The organism is Pseudomonas sp. HN11 (genome assembly GCF_021390155.1).
Classification (GTDB): domain Bacteria; phylum Pseudomonadota; class Gammaproteobacteria; order Pseudomonadales; family Pseudomonadaceae; genus Aquipseudomonas.
In genome coordinates, this window is record NZ_CP089985.1 from 1,130,987 (window position 1) to 1,149,694 (window position 18,708).

18 protein-coding genes are annotated in these 18,708 nt (G+C 61.1%); 7 read left to right on the plus strand and 11 right to left on the minus strand.

Translation table 11 applies throughout. The annotated features are described in order from the left end of the window. Positions 1-88: 88 nt before the first annotated feature. Positions 89-961: a LysR family transcriptional regulator gene (locus LVW35_RS05140; protein ID WP_233894054.1), complete on the plus strand. Its 873-nt coding sequence runs from the start codon at positions 89-91 to the stop codon at positions 959-961. On the opposite strand, the gene fecA is transcribed toward LVW35_RS05140, so the two are convergent. The 3 genes from fecA to LVW35_RS05155 all read right to left on the minus strand — a co-directional run bounded on the left by fecA (position 962) and on the right by LVW35_RS05155 (position 4,816). Next, positions 962-3,298: a TonB-dependent Fe(3+) dicitrate receptor FecA gene (gene fecA / locus LVW35_RS05145; protein WP_233894056.1), complete on the minus strand. Its 2,337-nt coding sequence runs from the start codon at positions 3,296-3,298 to the stop codon at positions 962-964. 91 nt (positions 3,299-3,389) lie between these two features. After that, on the minus strand, positions 3,390-4,331 hold the full coding sequence (locus LVW35_RS05150) for a FecR domain-containing protein (protein WP_233894058.1): 942 nt from the start codon (positions 4,329-4,331) through the stop codon (positions 3,390-3,392). Continuing rightward, entirely contained in the window at positions 4,328-4,816 is a 489-nt protein-coding gene (locus LVW35_RS05155; protein WP_233894060.1) for a sigma-70 family RNA polymerase sigma factor, read from the minus strand. The genes LVW35_RS05150 and LVW35_RS05155 overlap by 4 nt, the downstream gene beginning before the upstream one ends. 170 nt (positions 4,817-4,986) lie before the next feature. Between LVW35_RS05155 and LVW35_RS05160 the strand changes: the two genes are divergently transcribed. Genes LVW35_RS05160 through LVW35_RS05180 form a run of 5 tightly spaced genes read left to right on the plus strand, consistent with a single transcriptional unit; the run spans position 4,987 to position 8,748 of the window. Continuing rightward, the gene (locus LVW35_RS05160; protein WP_233894062.1) at positions 4,987-5,289 is read left to right on the plus strand and encodes a DUF3649 domain-containing protein; all 303 of its coding nucleotides are present in this window, start codon (positions 4,987-4,989) and stop codon (positions 5,287-5,289) included. Then, positions 5,286-6,860 carry a PepSY-associated TM helix domain-containing protein gene (locus LVW35_RS05165; RefSeq protein WP_233894064.1) on the plus strand — a complete coding sequence of 525 codons (1,575 nt, stop codon included), beginning with the start codon at positions 5,286-5,288 and terminating at the stop codon, positions 6,858-6,860. Before LVW35_RS05160 ends, LVW35_RS05165 begins: the two co-directional genes overlap by 4 nt. Then, positions 6,861-7,187, plus strand: a complete 327-nt coding sequence (locus LVW35_RS05170) for a DUF3325 domain-containing protein (protein WP_233894065.1) — start codon at positions 6,861-6,863, stop codon at positions 7,185-7,187. It abuts the gene before it with no gap. An 8-nt stretch (positions 7,188-7,195) separates the two neighbouring features. After that, complete coding sequence (locus LVW35_RS05175; protein ID WP_233894066.1) at positions 7,196-7,774, plus strand: RNA polymerase sigma factor; 579 nt, start codon at positions 7,196-7,198, stop codon at positions 7,772-7,774. Beyond that, a complete protein-coding gene (locus LVW35_RS05180; RefSeq protein WP_233894067.1) occupies positions 7,771-8,748 on the plus strand; it encodes a FecR family protein in 978 nt (325 codons plus the stop codon). The genes LVW35_RS05175 and LVW35_RS05180 overlap by 4 nt, the downstream gene beginning before the upstream one ends. Here the strand turns inward: LVW35_RS05180 and LVW35_RS05185 are convergent, their stop codons facing one another. After that, on the minus strand, positions 8,749-9,099 hold the full coding sequence (locus LVW35_RS05185; RefSeq protein ID WP_233894068.1) for a glutaredoxin family protein: 351 nt from the start codon (positions 9,097-9,099) through the stop codon (positions 8,749-8,751). It lies immediately after the preceding gene. Next, positions 9,099-10,103, minus strand: coding sequence for a nucleoid-associated protein YejK (yejK, locus tag LVW35_RS05190; protein WP_010212893.1), 1,005 nt, complete (start codon positions 10,101-10,103; stop codon positions 9,099-9,101). Before yejK ends, LVW35_RS05185 begins: the two co-directional genes overlap by 1 nt. A gap of 396 nt (positions 10,104-10,499) precedes the next feature. On the opposite strand from yejK, the gene LVW35_RS05195 reads away from it, so the two are divergent. Further along, on the plus strand, positions 10,500-10,781 hold the full coding sequence (locus LVW35_RS05195; protein WP_003188840.1) for an HU family DNA-binding protein: 282 nt from the start codon (positions 10,500-10,502) through the stop codon (positions 10,779-10,781). Positions 10,782-10,848: 67 nt separating this feature from the next. Here the strand turns inward: LVW35_RS05195 and rlmF are convergent, their stop codons facing one another. From rlmF to LVW35_RS05225, 6 genes are all read right to left on the minus strand, one after another. Next, a complete protein-coding gene (gene rlmF / locus LVW35_RS05200) occupies positions 10,849-11,865 on the minus strand; it encodes a 23S rRNA (adenine(1618)-N(6))-methyltransferase RlmF (RefSeq protein WP_233894069.1) in 1,017 nt (338 codons plus the stop codon). Positions 11,866-12,092: 227 nt separating this feature from the next. Beyond that, positions 12,093-14,939 (minus strand): valine--tRNA ligase, encoded by a 2,847-nt coding sequence (locus LVW35_RS05205; RefSeq protein ID WP_233894070.1) that lies wholly within the window; start codon positions 14,937-14,939, stop codon positions 12,093-12,095. Positions 14,940-15,075: 136 nt separating this feature from the next. After that, the gene (locus LVW35_RS05210; protein ID WP_233894071.1) at positions 15,076-16,026 is read right to left on the minus strand and encodes a hypothetical protein; all 951 of its coding nucleotides are present in this window, start codon (positions 16,024-16,026) and stop codon (positions 15,076-15,078) included. Between the two features lie 166 nt (positions 16,027-16,192). Next, complete coding sequence (locus LVW35_RS05215; RefSeq protein WP_233894073.1) at positions 16,193-16,570, minus strand: DNA polymerase III subunit chi; 378 nt, start codon at positions 16,568-16,570, stop codon at positions 16,193-16,195. A gap of 7 nt (positions 16,571-16,577) precedes the next feature. Beyond that, positions 16,578-17,006 carry a DNA polymerase III subunit chi gene (locus LVW35_RS05220; protein WP_233894074.1) on the minus strand — a complete coding sequence of 143 codons (429 nt, stop codon included), beginning with the start codon at positions 17,004-17,006 and terminating at the stop codon, positions 16,578-16,580. 54 nt (positions 17,007-17,060) lie between these two features. Continuing rightward, complete coding sequence (locus tag LVW35_RS05225) at positions 17,061-18,551, minus strand: leucyl aminopeptidase (protein ID WP_233894075.1); 1,491 nt, start codon at positions 18,549-18,551, stop codon at positions 17,061-17,063. Positions 18,552-18,708: the final 157 nt, after the last annotated feature.

Here is an 18,708-nt window from a genome sequence, read left to right on the forward strand (position 1 = left end):
GGGTATCGGACTATTTTCAGGGGAATGCGGTTCTTTATTCGTGATAAGTTTTCCACTCATAAGGGAACCAGGGGCGACAATTTGCGCCATGACCACACCACGTTTTGACGGTATCGAACTCTTTCTGCAGATCGTCGAAAGCGGCAACCTTACCGAAGCCGCCGAACGGCTTAACCTGACGCGCTCCGCCGTAGGCAAGGGCCTGGCGCGACTCGAGGCGCGCTTGGGCACCTGCCTGTTGCAGCGTTCTACCCGGCGCCAGCGGTTGACCGAGGACGGCCAGGCTTACTACGAACATTGCCTTCGCGCACTGGCTGAGTTGGAGGCCGCCGAATCGGTACTGGAAAGCGGCCGACAACTGCCTCGCGGACGTTTGCGGGCAAGCCTGCCGCTGGCTTTCGGGCACCATTATGCGGCGCCCGCGTTGTGGGGCTTGATGGCGCGTTATCCGGAGTTGGAGATCGAAATCAGCTTTGCCGACCGGTTGGTGGACCTGGCCCAGGAGGGCTTCGATATCGCCGTGCGGATCGGCCCGTTACCCGATACCGACCGCCTCAGCGCACGGCGCCTGGGCGAGCAGTCGGTAGGGCTGGCGGCGTCACCGGCGTACTTGCAGCGCGTCGGGCCGATTGCATGCATCGAAGACCTTGCCGGCCATCGCGGCATCGCCTACCGCAACAACACCCCGCATCGCAATCGAGTGGCTTCACCACTGATGATGGATGACCTGCAGGCCGTGGCCGATGCCGCCATCGCGGGCGTGGGCCTGGCCTGGTTGCCGAGTTGGTTGATTGCCCACTATGTGCTGCGCGGGCAATTGCAGGCAGTGCTGCCTGACTATCGTGAGCAACCTGCACCGATCCACGTCATCTGGCCGACGGCCACGCACATGCCGGCCAAGACGCGGTGTGCAATCGACGCGTTGGTCGCCGGCACCCCGTCGTGCCTGGCGGGCAGTTGATCAGAACGCGATGGACGTCTGTACATACAGCGTGCGCGGCTCGCCCACGTATTTGCCCTTGTTGTTATCGTCGAACGAGCGGGTGAAGTACTGGGTGTTAAAGATGTTTTTCACACCTACTGCCACGTTCAAGTCCGACAGCTGTGGGCCGAAGTCATAGGCCGCGCGACTGCTGAACAGCATGTAGCCGGGGATGCGTCCGTTGGCCCCGTTGGCCGTTTCTTTCTTGGTGTTGGCGTTGTCGGCGAACTGGCTGCTCTGGTAGCTGCTGTCCAGATTGAGTTTCCAACGGCCTTCGGTGTAACCCATGCCCAGGGTGCCCTTATGCTTGGACGAGAAGGGCACGCGGTTGCCTTTGTTCGGGCCGTCTTCGCGGATGGTGGCGTCGACATAGGCGTAGCTGGCGTACACATCGAACCCCGCCAGCGCCGGGCTCAAACCGTCGAGCGCGTAATTGATGCTGGTCTCGATACCCTGGTGGCGAGTTTCGCCACGGGCAATCACCGAGTCATTGGTCTGGTTGCTTTCGTATTGGTTGTCGAAGTTGATCAGAAACGCGCCGATTTCCGCACGCAAGGTGCCGTCGTCGTAGCGGGTACCCAATTCCCAGGTGCGGGCTTTTTCCGGTTTCACTTCGCCGCTGGTCACGCGATTCGGCATTTGGCTGTACTGCACGCTGCCGAACGAACCTTCGGTGTTGGCGTAGAGGTTCCAGCTGTCGGTGAGGTGGTAAAGCACGTTCAGCGCCGGCAGCGCGGTGTTGTAGTCGCCCTTATATGTGACGTTGGTCAGGTTGTTGGTCTGCTGCGACTCGATCATCTCGTAGCGAATGCCCGGGGTGATGGTCCACTTGCCGATATCAATCCGGTCATCGATGAAGAACGCATTGGCTTGGGTGCCGCCGCGGGTGTCGCGGTCGTTGCGGCTGTCGGTGGTGGGGATCTGCTGGTTGGCGGCAATCGGTGTGCGGTAACGCAGTTCATGGCCGGCTTCGTTGATGTAGCGGTAACCGACGCCCACTTCATGGCTGGTCGGGCCCAGGTCAAAGCCTTGGGCAAAGCGGGTCTCGATGCCTCGTACCCAGTATTCACGCGGGGACAACGAGAGGAACGTGCCCTGGTCCAGGTAACCGCTGCGCAAGGTCTTGGTAAAGAAGCTGTTCACGGTGAATTCGCGGCGGTCTTGTTCATAGCGATAGCCGACGTTGAACATCGTCCGGCGGCCCCAGAATTTGTCGTAGGGGCGAGTGGACTGGTAGGGATCTGCCTTGTAGTCCGCGACGTTCAAACCACCCGGCATATCGGCCTGGCCTTCGTAGTACTGCGCCATGGCGTTGAAGCTGTTGGCGTCATCCAGTTGGTATTTACCTTTGAGGATCAGGTCGTCGATGCGCGTGTCGCTGTTTTCGCGCCAATCGCCGCCACGGGTGCCGGAGTACAGAATCGCGCCACCCAGGCCATTGTCGGCGGTGCCGCCGGCGAGCAGGTTGCCGGTGGTCTTGAAGCCGTCGTGGCTGGAGGATGGGCTGGTTTCGGTCTGCAAGCCGCCTTTGACTGTGGGTGCATCCGGGATCGCGCGTGTTACGAAGTTGACCACGCCGCCGACGTTCTGCGGGCCGTAGCGCACCGCGCCGCCGCCGCGAACGACATCGACTGCGTCCATGTTGCCCATGCTGATCGGCGCAAATGAAAGCTGTGGCTGGCCGTAAGGTGCGAACGGCACCGGGATGCCATCCATCAGCACCGTGGAGCGCGATGCCAGGCGCGGGTTGAGGCCACGAATGCCGAAGTTCAGCGCCATGTCGTGGCTGCCAGTGCCGTTGTTGTCCGGAGCGTTGACGCCAGGAATGCGGTTGAGCACGTCCTTGGCCTGGGTGGCGCCCTGACGTTCGAATTCTTCGCGACGGATCACATCACGGGCGCCGGGGTGTTCGAATACATTGGTCTGCGCCGCGTCGCCGAGCCAGTCACCGACCACGCTTGAGGTGCCCAGCTCGATGCTGGCCGGTGCAGTGGCCAGTTGCAGGCTGTAGGCATTGTCGCCTTCGGCGCGGGCTTGCAGGCCGGTGCCTTCCAGCAGTTTTTGCAAGCCGTCCGCCGCACCATGGCTGCCGGACAACCCACGGCTCTGCATGCCAGCCGTGACTTCGGAACCGAAAGAGATCAACACCCCGGCTTCACGGCCAAACTGATTCAGTGCAGCTTCCAGCGACGTTGGGGCGATGTGATAAGGCTTGGCGTCGGCCGCCATCACCGGGGGCAGCATTGTCAGACTGAGGCTGGCGCCGAGTAGGAGTTGGCGCAAGGTGCGCGCGAGAAGCGTCGGTTGCTGGGGCATGAAGAGCGGTCCTGAGAAGGAAGGATCAAGGTGGCTTTCCTGCTCTGTCACGCGAGGGGTGGAAAACGGCTCACCGTTTTTTGAGTTAATTTCAGACGCGCGCCTGTACGGTCACCCAATAGCGGGTAAAGCGCCGAACTTTCACCGGCAGGCTCACTTCCAGCAGGTCGAGAATGCGTTCGCTGTTATCCAGTGGGTAGCTGCCGGAGATCAGCAGATTGGCCACCTGCGGGTCGCAGTTGACCTGGCCACGACGATAACGGCTGAGTTCACCGAGGAAGTCGTCCAGGCGCATGTGTGCCGCGACCAGCATGCCGTCGGCCCAGGCGCCGCTGTTGGCGTCGGTGGGGCGTGGGGTGTCCCAGCCTTTGCGGGTGAAATTGACTTGGTGCGCGGCCTGGACGCTCAGCGGCAGGCCGGTATAGGTGTTGGGCATGACGTCGACGTGACCGTCGAGCACCGCCAGTTGGGTGTGATCATTGAACTGCCGCACATTCAGGCGCGCCGCTTGGCTGGTGAGCAGACCCTGGCCTGTCAGCACTTGCAGTGGTGTGTTGCCTGCGATACCGGTCAACAGAATCTCGCCTTCAAGCAGGTGGATCAGCCGCTGCCGGCCATCAAAATGCACATCCACCGCGCTGCCGGTATTGAGCTGCATCTGGCTGCCGTCGGCCAATTGCACGTTGTGTCGCTGACCAACGGGGCTGCGGTAGTCGGCGGTCAGCGGCGGCAGGATATGTTGCTGGCGCAGGCTCCAGGCGGCAGCGGAACCGGCGCCGAGGATCAACAGCAACTTCAACGCCTGGCGACGGCTGGTGGAGGTTGGCGCATTCAGCGCCGCATGGACCAGCGGCGAGGGCATGCCGCGCAGGCGCTGGTTGACGCGCTGCATATGGTCCCAGGCGCGCTGGTGTTCGCTGTGGGCGTTCAACCAGTGTTGCCAGGCGGCTTGCTGGCGTGGGTTGAGGGCGCCTTGCTGCATTTCCATCAGCCAATGCACGGCTTGTTCGGCGACTTGGGTGGAGAAGTTCATAGGGTGAAATAGCAGCGCATGGCCGCCTTGCTCAGGTGGCGTTTGACGGTGGCGATGGAAATGCCCAGTTCAGCGCCGATTTGCGCGTAGGTCAGGCCATCGAGTTGGGCCAGCAGGAATGCACGCTTGACCTGAATAGGCAGGCCGTCGAGCAACTGGTCCAGTTCAATCAGGGTTTGCAGGATGATTGCGCGTTCTTCTTCCGACGGTGCCACGTGCTCGGGCATCTGCGCCAAGGCGTCGAGATAGGCGCGTTCCAGGTCCTGGCGGCGGTAGAAGTTGAACAGCACACGCTTGGCGACGGTGGTGAGGAACGCGCGCGGCTCGATCAGCGTGGGTGTTTCCCGTGCGGTGAGCACACGAATGAAGGTGTCCTGGGCCAGGTCGGCGGCACTCTCCGGGCAGCCGAGCTTGCGTCGCAACCAGCCGGTGAGCCAGTGGTGATGGTCGTTGTACAACACTTCGACGGTATTGGACGGGCTCAACGCGGACACTCCACAAGCATCGCCATGCTTTAGAGAACAAGAATTGTTCGCATTGTAGGGCCCGTGACTGGCTTCGGCAATCGGTCAGCCCGGTTCTTTCATCCGTTCTGTTTTGCTTATGAGAATATTTATCATTAATATTGCGGCCTGATGAACCTGGCGCCTCCCGCATGAAAAGCAAAACCTCGCTGCCTGTCTCCTATCGTCTCGCCGTCACCTCGCGCGTGCTGGCTGCCGTGGTAGGCGGTTATCTGATGGCTTCCCTGGCCAGTATCTGCCTGGCGCTGTGGATGCCGACGTCGCGCGCCGACGCGGTGATCACCGGGATGATGAGTTCATTCGTGTTCTATCTGCTGGCCGTGCTCTGGTGTTTCGCCTGTCGCAGCGCCGCACGCGCCTGGTTTGGTGTGATGTTGCCGTGCGCGGCATTTGCCACCTTGGCGGGTGTGGGCTTTTGGATGGCACGCACATGAAAGAGGGTTTCCGCCAGGCCATGGCCTGGCTGCACACGTGGGCCGGGCTGATCTTTGGCTGGTTGCTGTTTGCGATTTTCCTGACAGGCACCTTGGCGTATTTCAAAGATGAGATCAGCCATTGGATGCAGCCTGAAGTACAGGCCCGGCCCCTGGACGACGCGCGCAGCCTGACGGTGGCCCAGACCTACCTGCAGCAAGTCGCGCCGACCGCCGCGCGCTGGTTTATCACCCTGCCGGACAGCCGCGACCCCGGCCTGTCGGTGATGTGGCAAGACAAGGTCGACCCCGGAAAACGCGGCAACTTCATCCAGAAAACCCTCGATCCCGTCACCGGCCAGGCTGTGGAAGCCCGCGAAAGCATGGGCGGCGAATTCTTCTATCGCTTCCATTTCCAGCTGCAAATGCCCCATCCCTGGGGCCGCTGGCTGTCGACCATCGCCGCGATGGTGATGTTCGTCGCCTTGATCACCGGCATCATCACCCACAAGAAAATCTTCAAGGACTTCTTCACCTTCCGCCCCCGCAAGGGTCAGCGTTCGTGGCTCGATGGGCACAACGCGGTGGGTGTGCTGGTGTTGCCGTTTCATCTGATGATTACCTACAGCAGTCTGGTGATCTTCATGAGCATGGTGATGCCGGCACCGATCCTTGCTTCCTACGGCAATGACACCCGAGCCTTCTTCAGCGATGTGTTCCCGAATACCAACAACGCACCGGCACTGGGCCAGCCCGGCACATTGCTGCCGCTGATGCCGTTGTACGAGCAGGCACGGGCGCAATGGGACGGTGGCCATGTAGGGCGCATCGCCGTGAACAACCCCGGCGATGTGAACGCCTCGGTCAACGTATTCCGCGCGGGTGCCGACAGCGTGGTGCATGATTTTGGCAGCACCGTTTCCTTCAACGGCAGCACTGGTGAGCTGTTGCGGGTCAGTAGCGGGCAATCGCTGCCGGCGGCCGTCGGCGGCACTTTCTACGGCCTGCACATGGGCCATTTCGCCGGGCCGGTGCTGCGCTGGCTGTACTTTATCTGCGGCCTGGCGGGCACGGCGATGATCGGCACCGGGCTGGTGATCTGGCTCGGCAAGCGCCAGCTCAAGCACGCTAAAGCTGCCGTGATGCCCTTTGAGTTGCGCTTGGTGGAAGTGTTGAACATCGCCAGCATGTCCGGGCTGATGATCGCCATCGCGGCGTTTTTCTGGGCCAACCGTTTGTTGCCGCTGAGCTTCGCCGAGCGTTCCGACTGGGAGGTGCAGACCTTCTTCATCGCCTGGGGGCTGAGCCTGTTGCACGCGATCCTGCGTCGCGGCCGCCAGGGCTGGGTCGAACAACTGAGCGTTGGCGCGCTGCTGTTTGTCGCCATCCCGCTGCTTAATGCGCTGACCACATCGCACCACCTCGGCATTTCGCTGGCAACCGGCGACTGGGCCATGGCCGGCTTCGATCTGACCTGCCTGGCCGGCGGTGTATTCCTTGGCTGGGTCGCCTGGAAGATGCAGCGTCGCGCCGCGCCTGCACCGAAGGCTGAACGCGCACGCTCGTTGACGCTAAAGCAGGAGGCGAACTGAATGCTGCTCGCGTTGCTGATGTGCTACGTCGGGTTCACCTCACTCTGCCTGTCCACTGACCGTCACCACGGCGAGTTGCTGCACAGCAAACCCTCGCCCCGTCGACGCCTGGGTTTACGGGGGATCGGCTGGTTGTTGCTGGTGGTATCGATCTGGCCTGCGGTGTACGTCGCCGGTTGGGGAAAAGGCCTGGTGGAGTGGTGCGCCGTGCTGATGCTCAGCGCATTGCTGCTGGTGCTGTTGTTGCCGTACCGGCCAAGGCTGGCCCTGATCCTGGCGGGCGTCGGCCTGCTCGCCAGCCCTGTTGCAGCCTTCGCCACCCTCTGAGCCCGCCCATGATGATCAGCACGCCACCCGAATCCCAGGACAGCCAGCCCGCTGACGCGGCGGGTGGACGTGCGCATTTCCTGCAGGTGTTTTTGTCCCAGCGTTCACAGATGGAAGCCTTGGTGAGTCGCCGCGTGGGCTGTCGCGCCACGGCCGCCGACCTGGTGCAGGACCTGTTCCTGCGTTTCTGGCGCCGGCCGTTGGTGCAGGTCGAAGAACTCAGCACCTACCTGCTGCGCTGCGCCGGCAACATTGCCATCGACCACCTGCGCAGCGAAGGCGCGCGGGTACGTAGCAGTGAAGGCTGGCTGCCCGGACAGCAAGACAATCAAGGCTCCGAACTCCAGGCGGCACTGGAAGCCGGAAACGATCTGCGTCACGTCGAGGCCGCCTTGCGCAGCCTGCCCGAGCGCACGCGGCAGATTTTCCTGCTTAACCGTATCCACGGGCGCAAGTACGCGGAAATCGCCAAGGCCATGGGCCTGTCCCAAAGTGCCGTGGAAAAACATATGATGCGTGCCCTCCAAGCCTGCAAAGCCAGCCTTCGCGAGCCCTCATCCCCACGCACGCCAGGGAAAGCACCGTGAACGTCACGCCCACGCCCGCCCAGCAACAAGCCGCACTGGCCTGGTTGAGCCTGCTGCACGACCAGCCCAGCAGTGGCGACCAGGCCACGTTCAGCCAGTGGCTGCGGGCCGACCCTGCACACGTCGAGGCCTATTCCCAGGCCCAGGTGCTGTGGGAGTTGAGCGAAGTGCCGGCGCGCAAGCTCGCAGACGAAGAGGCGCTCACACTGCAGGGCTACCTCAACGCTATGAACACCTCGAAACGTTCGCGGGTGATGCGTTGGTCCGGAGCGCTGGCCATGGCCGCATGCCTGGTGGTGATGGTGTCCATGGGCGCCGGCTGGCAGCCGTCGCGCTGGGTCAATGACTTTGGCGCTGACTACGTGACGGCGCCCGGCGAAATCAAAACCGTCACCCTGACCGACAAATCCCAAGTCACCCTCGATGCCGACAGCGCCATTGCCGTGGATTTCAACCATGGCGAGCGGCACATCCAACTGCGTCGAGGGGCCGCTTTTTTCAGCGTGACCCACACCGGTGAATCGTTCGTCGTGGAGGCGGGCAGTGGGGAAGCACGGGTGCTGGGCACGCAGTTCGAGGTGCGCCTGCAACCGGCAGGCGCCCAGGTGACCGTGTTGTCCGGGCGGGTCGGCGTAACGCCGTACAAACAGGGCCTGCAGCAGATTCTGACGGCAGGCCAGCAAGTGGCCTACACCGATGGCATTGCCGATCAGATGCAGGGGGTCGACAGCGAATCACGCCTGGCCTGGCGCGACGGCTGGCTCAACTACTACAAGGCGCCGTTGGCGGACGTGGTCAAAGACCTCGAGCGTTACTACCCAGGTCGTATTCTGTTGCTCAATAAAGAAATGGGCGCCAGGCGCGTCAGCGGCAGTTTCCCGAGCAAGGACCCGCAGGCGGTGCTGAATGCCCTGCAAGCCGTGCTTGGTTTTGAACAGCACACGGTATTGGGACGGATGATCGTGGTGCGCTGACTATTTCAGCGCCGCCATGATCTTTTCAGGGCTGTATTCGCGAATCAGCGTGCCGTTCACGTCCACGAACGGAATCCCGCCGCCCCCCAACGCCTCATACGCCTTGCGCGCCTGTGCGTCCTTCTCGATATCGAACGCCTGGTAGGGAATACCTTTCTGGTCCAGAAAGCGGCGAATCTGCTTGCAGTACCCGCACCACTCTGTGGCGTAGAGCACCACGCGCGCATTGGCGCGTGTCTGCTGCGAAACCACTTCGGACGGGTTGAACACCCGCTCGATCTTGCCCCAGTTCTGGATCACCACGACGACCAGCAACACCAGCAGGACTTTCTTGAAAACCCCGCCAAGCATCAGTTACGGCGCTTGAGCTGATCGGTCAGTTGGGTCGGCAGGCCCTTGATGATCAAGGTGCCGGCGGCTTCGTCGTACTCGATCTTGTCGCCCAGCAGGTGCGCTTCAAAGCTAATGGACAAGCCCTCGGCACGACCAGTGAAGCGGCGGAACTGGTTGAGGGTGCGCTTATCCGCCGGGATTTCCGGCGACAGGCCGTAGTCCTTGTTGCGGATATGGTCGTAGAACGCTTTTGGTCGATCTTCATCGATCAATCCGGAGAGTTCTTCCAGGCCCATCGGCTCGCCGAGCTTGGCCTGGCTGCTGGCGTAATCCACCAGGGTCTTGGTTTTCTCGCGGGCTGATTCGTCCGGCAGGTCTTCGCTTTCCACGAAGTCACTGAAGGCCTTGAGCAGGGTGCGGGTCTCGCCTGGACCGTCGACGCCTTCCTGGCAGCCGATGAAGTCACGGAAATACTCCGAGACCTTCTTACCGTTCTTGCCTTTGATAAAGGAGATGTATTGCTTGGACTGCTTGTTGTTCTGCCACTCGGACACGTTGATACGTGCCGCCAAGTGCAGTTGGCCGAGGTCCAGGTGACGTGACGGGGTCACGTCCAGCTCGTCGGTCACCGCCACGCCCTCGCTGTGGTGCAGCAGGGCGATGGCCAGGTAGTCGGTCATGCCTTGTTGATAGTGGGCAAACAATACGTGGCCGCCGGTGGAGAGGTTGGACTCTTCCATCAGCTTTTGCAGATGCTCGACAGCGGTGCGGCTAAAGGTGGTGAAATCCTGGCCACCATCGAAATACTCCTTCAACCAGCCGCTGAACGGGTGCGCGCCGGACTCGGCATGGAAAAAACCCCAGGCCTTGCCTTGTTTGGCGTTGTAGCTCTCGTTGAGGTCGGCGAGCATGTTCTCGATGGCGGCTGACTCGGCGAGCTCGGAGTCACGGGCGTGGAGAACTGCAGGTGTGCCGTCGGGTTTTTTGTCGATCAGGTGGACGATGCAATGACGGATCGGCATAGGCTTCTCGGCTGGTTGAGCGGGGAGCGGTTGGCCTCCCCGAAAAGTCGCCAAGTGTACCGCACCCTTGGGCAAGACGTGCTTTGAAGGGTGTTTTGGGCACCCTCCGACGGACCATATGCCTTTTTTTCACGGTTTAGAGCGATAAAGCTGACCAAATGGGTAGGTAGAAGCGGATATTTCCCCGTCTCTGTGCTAGTTTTGCCCCGTCTTACGCCAAGTCTCGGCGATAAGCGTGCATTCAGCATCTGTCAGGTCGAACCAATCCCCGTTTCAAGCATCTATAACCCCGATCTCCGTGGTTATAGCCGGGGGTGCCAGGCCTAGACGGTCGGGCTCGACGGCTGACACTGCACTCTGCAATCCATATGAATTTGATAGGGAAGGAACACCACAATGGCTATTACTAAAGACCAACTGATCGCTGACCTGGCTGAAGCAGTAGACGCACCGAAAACCACCGTGCGCGCCCTGCTGGACCAACTGAGCCAAGTTGTTGCTGACCAGCTGGAAAACGGCGGCGAAATCACTCTGCCAGGCGTTGGCAAACTGAAAGTGACCGAGCGTCCTGCCCGTACTGGCCGTAACCCTTCGACTGGCGCTGCCATCGAAATCGCTGCCAAGAAAGTTATCAAGCTGGTTGTGGCCAAAGGCCTGACTGACGCTGTTAACAAGTAAGTCGCAGCAAAAAAAACCGTGCCTCGGAGCGATCCGGGCACGGTTTTTTGTTGCCTGCGATTTGTGCTTAACGCACCCAGCGCTGACGCCAGATTTGTTGCTCGTTCTTGGTTTGGAACGTCCAGGCCACAAAACGGCTCTGCTTCTGGCCTTGGGACATTTCCACGACCTGGCTTTCCAGAACACCGGCCTTTTTCAGGGCTGTCTCGATCGCGGGCAAGTTCGACGCTTTTGACACCAGGGTGCTGAACCACAGCACCTTGTGGGCAAAGTGCGCACTTTCGGCGATCAACTGCGTTATAAAGCGCGCTTCACCGCCTTCACACCACAACTCGGCCGATTGGCCGCCAAAGTTCAGCACCGGCAACTTGCGCTTCGGATCGGCCTTGCCCAGGGCGCGCCACTTACGTTCGCTACCCTTGGTAGCTTCATCCATGGACGCATGGAACGGCGGGTTGCACATCGTCAGGTCAAAACGCTCGCCCGGCTCCAGCAGGCCCAGCAGGATCTGCTTGGGGTTGGGTTGCTGGCGCAACTGGATGACCTTGCTCAGGTCGTTGGACTGCACGATGGCCTTGGCTGCGGCGACAGCGATAGGGTCGACTTCCGAGCCCAGGAAGTTCCAGCGGTATTCCATGTAGCCAATCAGTGGGTAGACGCAGTTCGCACCCATGCCGATGTCCAGCACCTTGACGATAGAGCCGCGCGGGATTTTGCCGTCGTTGGCACTGGCCAGCAGGTCGGCGAGGAAGTGCACGTAGTCGGCACGGCCCGGCACGGGTGGGCAAAGGTAGTCGGCGGGGATGTCCCAGTGCTGGATGCCATAGAAGGCTTTCAGCAGCGCTCGATTGAACACCCGCACCGCTTCCGGGCTGGCAAAGTCGATACTTTCCTTGCCGTACGGGTTGATGATCACGAATTTCGCCAGTTCCGGCGTGGTCTTGATCAGCGCCGGGAAGTCGTAACGGCCCGTATGGCGGTTGCGCGGGTGCAGGGTGGCCTCTTTACGCGGGGCGACGGGCTTGGCCGTGGCGGCGGTTTTAGGCTTCTTGCGTGGAGGCTTGGGCGTGCTGGGGGCGGTCATGGGCTGCGTCGATTCTGGGGTTGTTTCAAAAGTGGCGCCTATTGTCACACATTCCGAAGTTGCCCTCGGTTAAATGTGGGAGCGGGCTTGCTCGCGAAGACGTCGGCCCAGCAAACATTGACGCTGACTGATCCACCACTTTTGCGAGCAAGCCCGCGCCCACATTGACTGGGTTTTCAAGTCAAAAAAAAGAGACCCGAAGGTCTCTTTTTTACTCGAATCAAGCCTTACAGGCTGGAGATCCGCGCATGTTGCTCTGCCAACTTGCCCAGGGCCTGTTCAGCCTCGGCCAGCTTGGCACGTTCCTTCTCGATCACTTCAGCCGGTGCCTTGTCGACGAAGGCCGCGTTGGACAGCTTGCCGCCCACACGTTGTACTTCGCCTTGCAGGCGGCCGATTTCCTTGTCGAGGCGGACCAGTTCGGCGCCCTTGTCGATCAGGCCGGCCATCGGCACCAACACTTCCATCTCGCCAACCAATGCGGTGGCGGACAGCGGTGCTTCTGCGTCGGCCGCCAATACGGTGATCGACTCCAGCTTCGCCAGCTTCTTGAGCAGCGCATCGTTCTCGTTGAGACGACGCTGGTCTTGTACACTGGCGTTCTTCACAAACACCGCCAATGGCTTACCCGGCCCGATGTTCATCTCGGCACGAATATTACGCGTGCCCATCATCAAGGTCTTGAGCCATTCGATATCGCTTTCGGCCGCCTCATCGATGCGCGCTTCGTTGGCCACCGGCCAAGGTTGCAGCATGATGGTCTTGCCTTCGATACCGGCCAGTGGCGCCAGGCGTTGCCAGATTTCTTCGGTGATGAATGGCATGAACGGGTGAGCCAGGCGCAGCGCCACTTCCAGTACGCGCACCAGGGTGCGACGGGTGCCGCGCTGGCGTTCTACCGGCGCGTTTTCATCCCACAATACCGGCTTGGACAGTTCCAGGTACCAGTCGCAGTACTGGTTCCAGATGAACTCGTACAAGGCCTGTGCGGCCAGGTCGAAACGGAACTGGTCGAGTTGGCGGGTTACTTCGGCTTCGGTGCGCTGCAGTTGCGAAATGATCCAGCGGTCGGCCAGGCTCAGCTCATAGGCTTCGCCGTTCTGGCCGCAGTCTTCGCCTTTATCCAGCACGTAGCGCGCAGCGTTCCAGATCTTGTTGCAGAAGTTGCGATAGCCTTCGACGCGGCCCATGTCGAACTTGATGTCGCGACCGGTGGACGCCAGCGAGCAGAAGGTGAAGCGCAGGGCGTCGGTGCCGTAGCTGGCAATGCCGTCGGCGAATTCGTCGCGGGTCTGCTTCTCGATCTTCTTCGCCAGTTTCGGCTGCATCAGGCCCGAGGTGCGTTTCTGCACCAGGGTTTCCAGGTCGATGCCGTCGATGATGTCCAGCGGGTCCAGGACGTTGCCCTTGGACTTGGACATCTTCTGGCCCTGGCCATCACGCACCAGGCCGTGCACGTACACGGTCTTGAACGGAACCTGTGGCGTGCCATCCTCGTTCTTCACCAGGTGCATGGTCAGCATGATCATCCGGGCAACCCAGAAGAAAATGATGTCGAAACCGGTGACCAGCACGTCGGTGGAATGGAATTTCTTGAGGAATTCGGTCTGCTGCGGCCAGCCCAGGGTGGAGAAGGTCCACAGGCCCGAGCTGAACCAGGTGTCCAGTACGTCGTTGTCCTGTTGCAGCGCGATGTCGGCACCGAGGTTGTGCTTGGCACGCACTTCGGCTTCGTCGCGGCCTACATAGACCTTGCCCGACTCGTCGTACCAGGCCGGAATGCGGTGACCCCACCACAGCTGACGGCTGATGCACCAATCCTGGATGTCGCGCATCCACGAGAAGTACATGTTTTCGTACTGTTTCGGCACGAACTGGATGCGGCCATCTTCCACGGCGGCGATGGCAGGTTCTGCCAACGGCTTGGTGGAGACGTACCACTGGTCGGTCAGCCACGGCTCGATCACGGTACCGGAGCGGTCGCCCTTCGGCACTTTCAGGCCGTGGTCGTCGACGCTCACCAGCAAACCGGCGGCGTCGAAGGCGGCAACGATCTGCTTGCGCGCTTCGAAACGGTCGAGGCCGGCGTATTCGGCCGGGATCTTGCCGTCGATGCTGTCGTTCAGCGTGCCGTCCAGGTTGAACACCTGGCAGGCCGGCAGCACGGCAGCGTTTTTGTCGAAGATATTGAGCAGCGGCAGGTTGTGGCGCTTGCCGACTTCGTAGTCGTTGAAATCGTGAGCCGGGGTGATTTTCACGCAGCCGGTGCCGAATTCAGGGTCGCAGTAGTCGTCCGCGATGATCGGGATGCGACGGCCGACCAATGGCAGTTCGACGAACTTGCCGATCAGGGCCTGGTAGCGCTCATCGTTCGGGTTAACCGCGACGGCGGCGTCGCCGAGCATGGTTTCTGGGCGAGTGGTGGCAACGATCAGGTAGTCGTTGCCTTCAGCGGTCTTGGCGCCATCGGCGAGCGGGTACTTGAGGTTCCACAGGAAGCCTTTCTCGTCGTGGTTTTCCACTTCGAGGTCGGAGATCGCCGTGTGCAGCTTGGTGTCCCAGTTGACCAGGCGCTTGCCGCGGTAGATCAGGCCGTCTTCATGCAGGCGCACGAAAGCTTCTTTCACGGCTTCCGACAGTCCGTCGTCCATGGTGAAGCGCTCGCGGCTCCAGTCCACGGACGAACCCAGGCGACGGATCTGACGGCTGATGTTGCCCCCGGACTGGTCCTTCCATTCCCAGATCTTTTCCAGGAATTTCTCGCGACCCAGGTCGTGACGGCTCTGGCCGGTGGCTTCGAGTTGGCGTTCCACCAGCATCTGGGTGGCGATGCCGGCGTGGTCGGTGCCCGGCTGCCACAGGGTGTTGCGGCCCTGCATGCGGCGGAAACGGATCAACGCATCCATGATCGCATTGTTGAAGCCATGGCCCATGTGCAGGCTGCCAGTGACGTTCGGTGGCGGAATCATGATGGTGTAGGCATCGCCCGCGCCTTGCGGGGCGAAATAATTCTCGGATTCCCAGGTGTTGTACCAGGAAGTTTCGATGGCGTGCGGCTGGTAGGTCTTATCCATGCGCGGCGGGACCCTAGTTGGCATTTATTCAGGAAAGCCGACAAGTATAACGGGGATAAGCCTTTGCGCGTAGAGCGAGGTGACGAGGCGAGTCGGAAAGTTGACTCGTCTCGTTAGTAAGGTGGGTACAGGGGGTCTAGACGACCTTCAATGTGTAGGTAGCCCAACCGGAGACAGGCTGGTTCGCAGTGCTGTACTCGGCAAACTGGATCAAGGCATTGCCTTGAGCGTCGGGCTGCAGCGGTGGATGGAGTATCAGGCTCCAATTGCCTGATGCATTTGCTTGAGCCTGGCCATGAAAAATACTGCCGCTGGCGTTATAGAACCAAATGGTCGAGTAGGGCGTTGCCAGGCCTTGCAAGAAGGGATGGGAGGCACTGACTGTAGTTGAACTGGTCAGCACGGGCGCACTTCCGGCCGGGCGGGGCGTATTACCTGGCGTGGTGCCACCGCCTCCTGCGCCGGTGCTGAGGATCAAGTTGGCGCCCGTCCAAGGGGAGAGCTGCTGACCAGCAGTGTTGAATTCGGCCAGGGCGATGCTGACGTTGCCGTAGGCGTCGGTTGCCAATGGTTGGTTGGGGGTAAGGCTCCAGTTGCCGAATTGATCGGCTCTGGCCGAACCGTAATTCACGCTTCCGCCTGCGAGGAGGACTTGGACTATCGCGTATGGCGCGGCCACGCCTTGTAGCAGTGGCTGGCGCGAGTTGATGGTCGTTGAGCTGGTGAGCACTGGAGGGCTTCCTGGCGGCAGGATCGCACCGCCCGGGGTCGTGCCACCGCCTCCTGCGCTGGTGCTGAGGATCAAGTTGGCGCCCGTCCAGGGGGAGCGTTGCTGACCAGCAGTGTCGAATTCGGCCAGGGCGATGCTGACTTTGCCATAGGCGTCGGTTGCCAATGGTTGGTTGGGGGTAAGACTCCAGTTGCCGAATTGATCGGCTCTGGCCGAACCGTAATTCACGCTTCCGCCTGCGAGGAAGACATGGACTATCGCGTATGGCGCGGCCATGCCTTGTAGCAGTGGCTGGCGGGAGTTGATGGTTGTTGAGCTGGTGAGCGCGGGAGCGCTGCCGGAGGGTAGCGAGGGCATGGTGTTTCTCCAGTTAGAGGTTGTCTGGCAACCTTTCACGAAGTCCCCCGGCTTTATCTACTGTCAGAAATTACAGTTGTGACCAATGGTACTGTTAATGAACTCCTGAATGACACGTATGAGGCAGGAAGACACATTGCTGGCGAGAATCGTCAGTTGTTCGCTTTCATGACTGATATTGACTCAACAACCGTTCCATCCGCGCATCCAACCGACGCTTGATCTCAGTCTCGATATGCGGGGCAAAGTCGTCGATCACGTCTTGCATGATCAACTGCGCAGCGGCGCGCAGTTCGTTGTCCAGGTGCAGCAGCAGGGCGTCGGGACCTTTTTCGACAGCGGCAGGCGCGGCGGCCTCGACCACCGGCGCCGGCTCGACCGGCTTGCCGCCCACCATGTCGAACAACAGCGGAATCTGTACCTCGCCCTCGACCGATTCGGTCAACAGCGGCGGCTGCAAATCATCATCACCCAGCAACTGGCGGATCGACTCAAGGTCGTCCAGCAGGTGATCGTCTTTTTTCAGAGGGTTGGGAGTGTCCATCATGTGCTCAAAGTCGTTGAAGCCGGTGATCTTGCAGAGGATAGCCCTGTTCGCGGTAGAAACGGAAACTCTCCCGCGCGGCCTGACGAATAGCCGGATCTTCCACCACGACCTCCGCCACACGGGCGAATGCCTTGGCGAAAGGCGGTACTTTCAGGTCCAGGTTGACCAGCAGGTCCTTATGGTCGCCACAACTGTCCCCTAAACCCAGGACAACCAGGCTGTCGGGTTCAGACTCGGCGGGGCCGTGGGGCACGAAGCTTTCACCCTTGAAGCGCCACAGGCGGGCATCAAGCTCGTCGCGTTGGGCGGCATCGCTGCAATGCAGGTAGATGCGGTGGCCCATGCGCCAGGCTTTTTCGGTGAGTTTACAGGCAAAGTCCAGGCGCGCGAACGGGTCGGCGCTGGGCAATATATAGAAGTCGACTTGGGTCATTGCAGTTCCTGAGACCGGGGCGGTGGTGCAATCATCGCCCCGGCGTCTTCAGCTTCAGGCCTTGGCGCGATCCAGCAGGTACTGGGTCAGCAGGGGAACCGGACGGCCGGTGGCGCCCTTGTCCTTGCCGCCGCTGGTCCAGGCCGTACCGGCGATGTCCAGGTGCGCCCAGTTGAAGTTCTTGGCGAAGCGCGACAAGAAGCAAGCGGCAGTGATGGTGCCGGCTTTCGGGCCGCCGATGTTGGCGATGTCGGCGAACGGGCTGTCCAGCTGTTCCTGGTACTCATCGAACAGCGGCAGTTGCCAGGCACGGTCGTCGGCCGCCTTGCCAGCGCTGAGCAGTTGCTCGATCAGCTCGTCGCTGTTGCCCAGCAGGCCCGAGGTGTGGGAACCCAGAGCGACGATGCAGGCGCCGGTCAGGGTGGCGATGTCGATCACGGCCTGTGGCTTGAAGCGTTCGGCGTAGGTCAGTGCATCGCACAGCACCAGGCGGCCTTCGGCGTCGGTGTTGAGGATTTCGACGGTCTGGCCGCTCAGGGTGGTGACGATGTCGCCCGGACGGGTCGCGCCGCCGCTCGGCATGTTCTCGGCGCAGGCCAGGATGCACACCAGGTTGATCGGCAGCTTGAGTTCCAGCACGGCGCGCAGGGTACCGAATACACTGGCGGCGCCGCCCATGTCGTACTTCATTTCGTCCATGCCCAGGCCTGGCTTGAGGCTGATGCCGCCGGTGTCGAAGGTGATGCCTTTACCGACCAGGGCATAGGGCTTTTCGGACTTCTTGCCGCCGTTGTATTGCATCACGATCAGGCGTGGCGGCTGGTCGCTGCCCTGGCCCACGGCATAGAACGAGCCCATGCCCAGTTCCTTGATCTTCTTCTCGTCCAGCACTTCGACTTTCAAGCCTTTGAACTCTTTGCCCAGCGCCTTGGCCTGTTCGCCGAGGAAAGTCGGGTGGCAGATGTTCGGCGGCAGGTTGCCCAGGTCACGGGTGAAGGACATGCCGTTGGCGATTGCAGTCGCGTGGGTCACGGCGCGCTGGACTTCAGCCTGGGCGGCCTTGATGGTCAGCAGGGTGATTTTCTTCAGAGCGCGGGGTTCGGCCTTGGTGCTCTTGAACTGGTCGAAAATGTAGCCGCCGTCCACCAGGCTCTCGGCCAGCAGGCGGGTCTTGCCGTAACTGTCACGACCTTTGACCACGACTTCATCGAGTGCCAGCGTGGCGTCAGTGCCGCCCAGGCCCTTGAGGGTAGTGAGGATGCCGCTGATGATTTTGCGGAACGGACGGTCGCCCAGTTCAGCGTCCTTGCCCACGCCCACCAGCAATACGCGGTCGGCTTTCAGGTTGGGCAGGCTCTGCAGCAGCAGGCTCTGGCCGACTTTGCCGGCCAGGTCGCCGCGCTTGAGCACTGCGCTGATGGCGCCGCCGCTGAGTTCGTCGAGTTGCTTGGCGGCAACGCCGAGCTTGCGGCCTTCGCCAATGGCGACCACGAGGGTGGCGGTTTTCAACGTTTCGGGGCTAACGCTTTTTACAACCAATTCCATTTTCGGGTCCCTTATAAAGGTCGGTTAGCCAGGAGTCTGTACTCCGGCTTTAATACTAGGCAGCTGTGTAAACCGCCGGCGACAAAGGCCGCAGTTTGAACCTCGCCGGCGGAGCCTGACAACCCTTGTCACCCGCTTTGTGCATGCGCATGAGGTT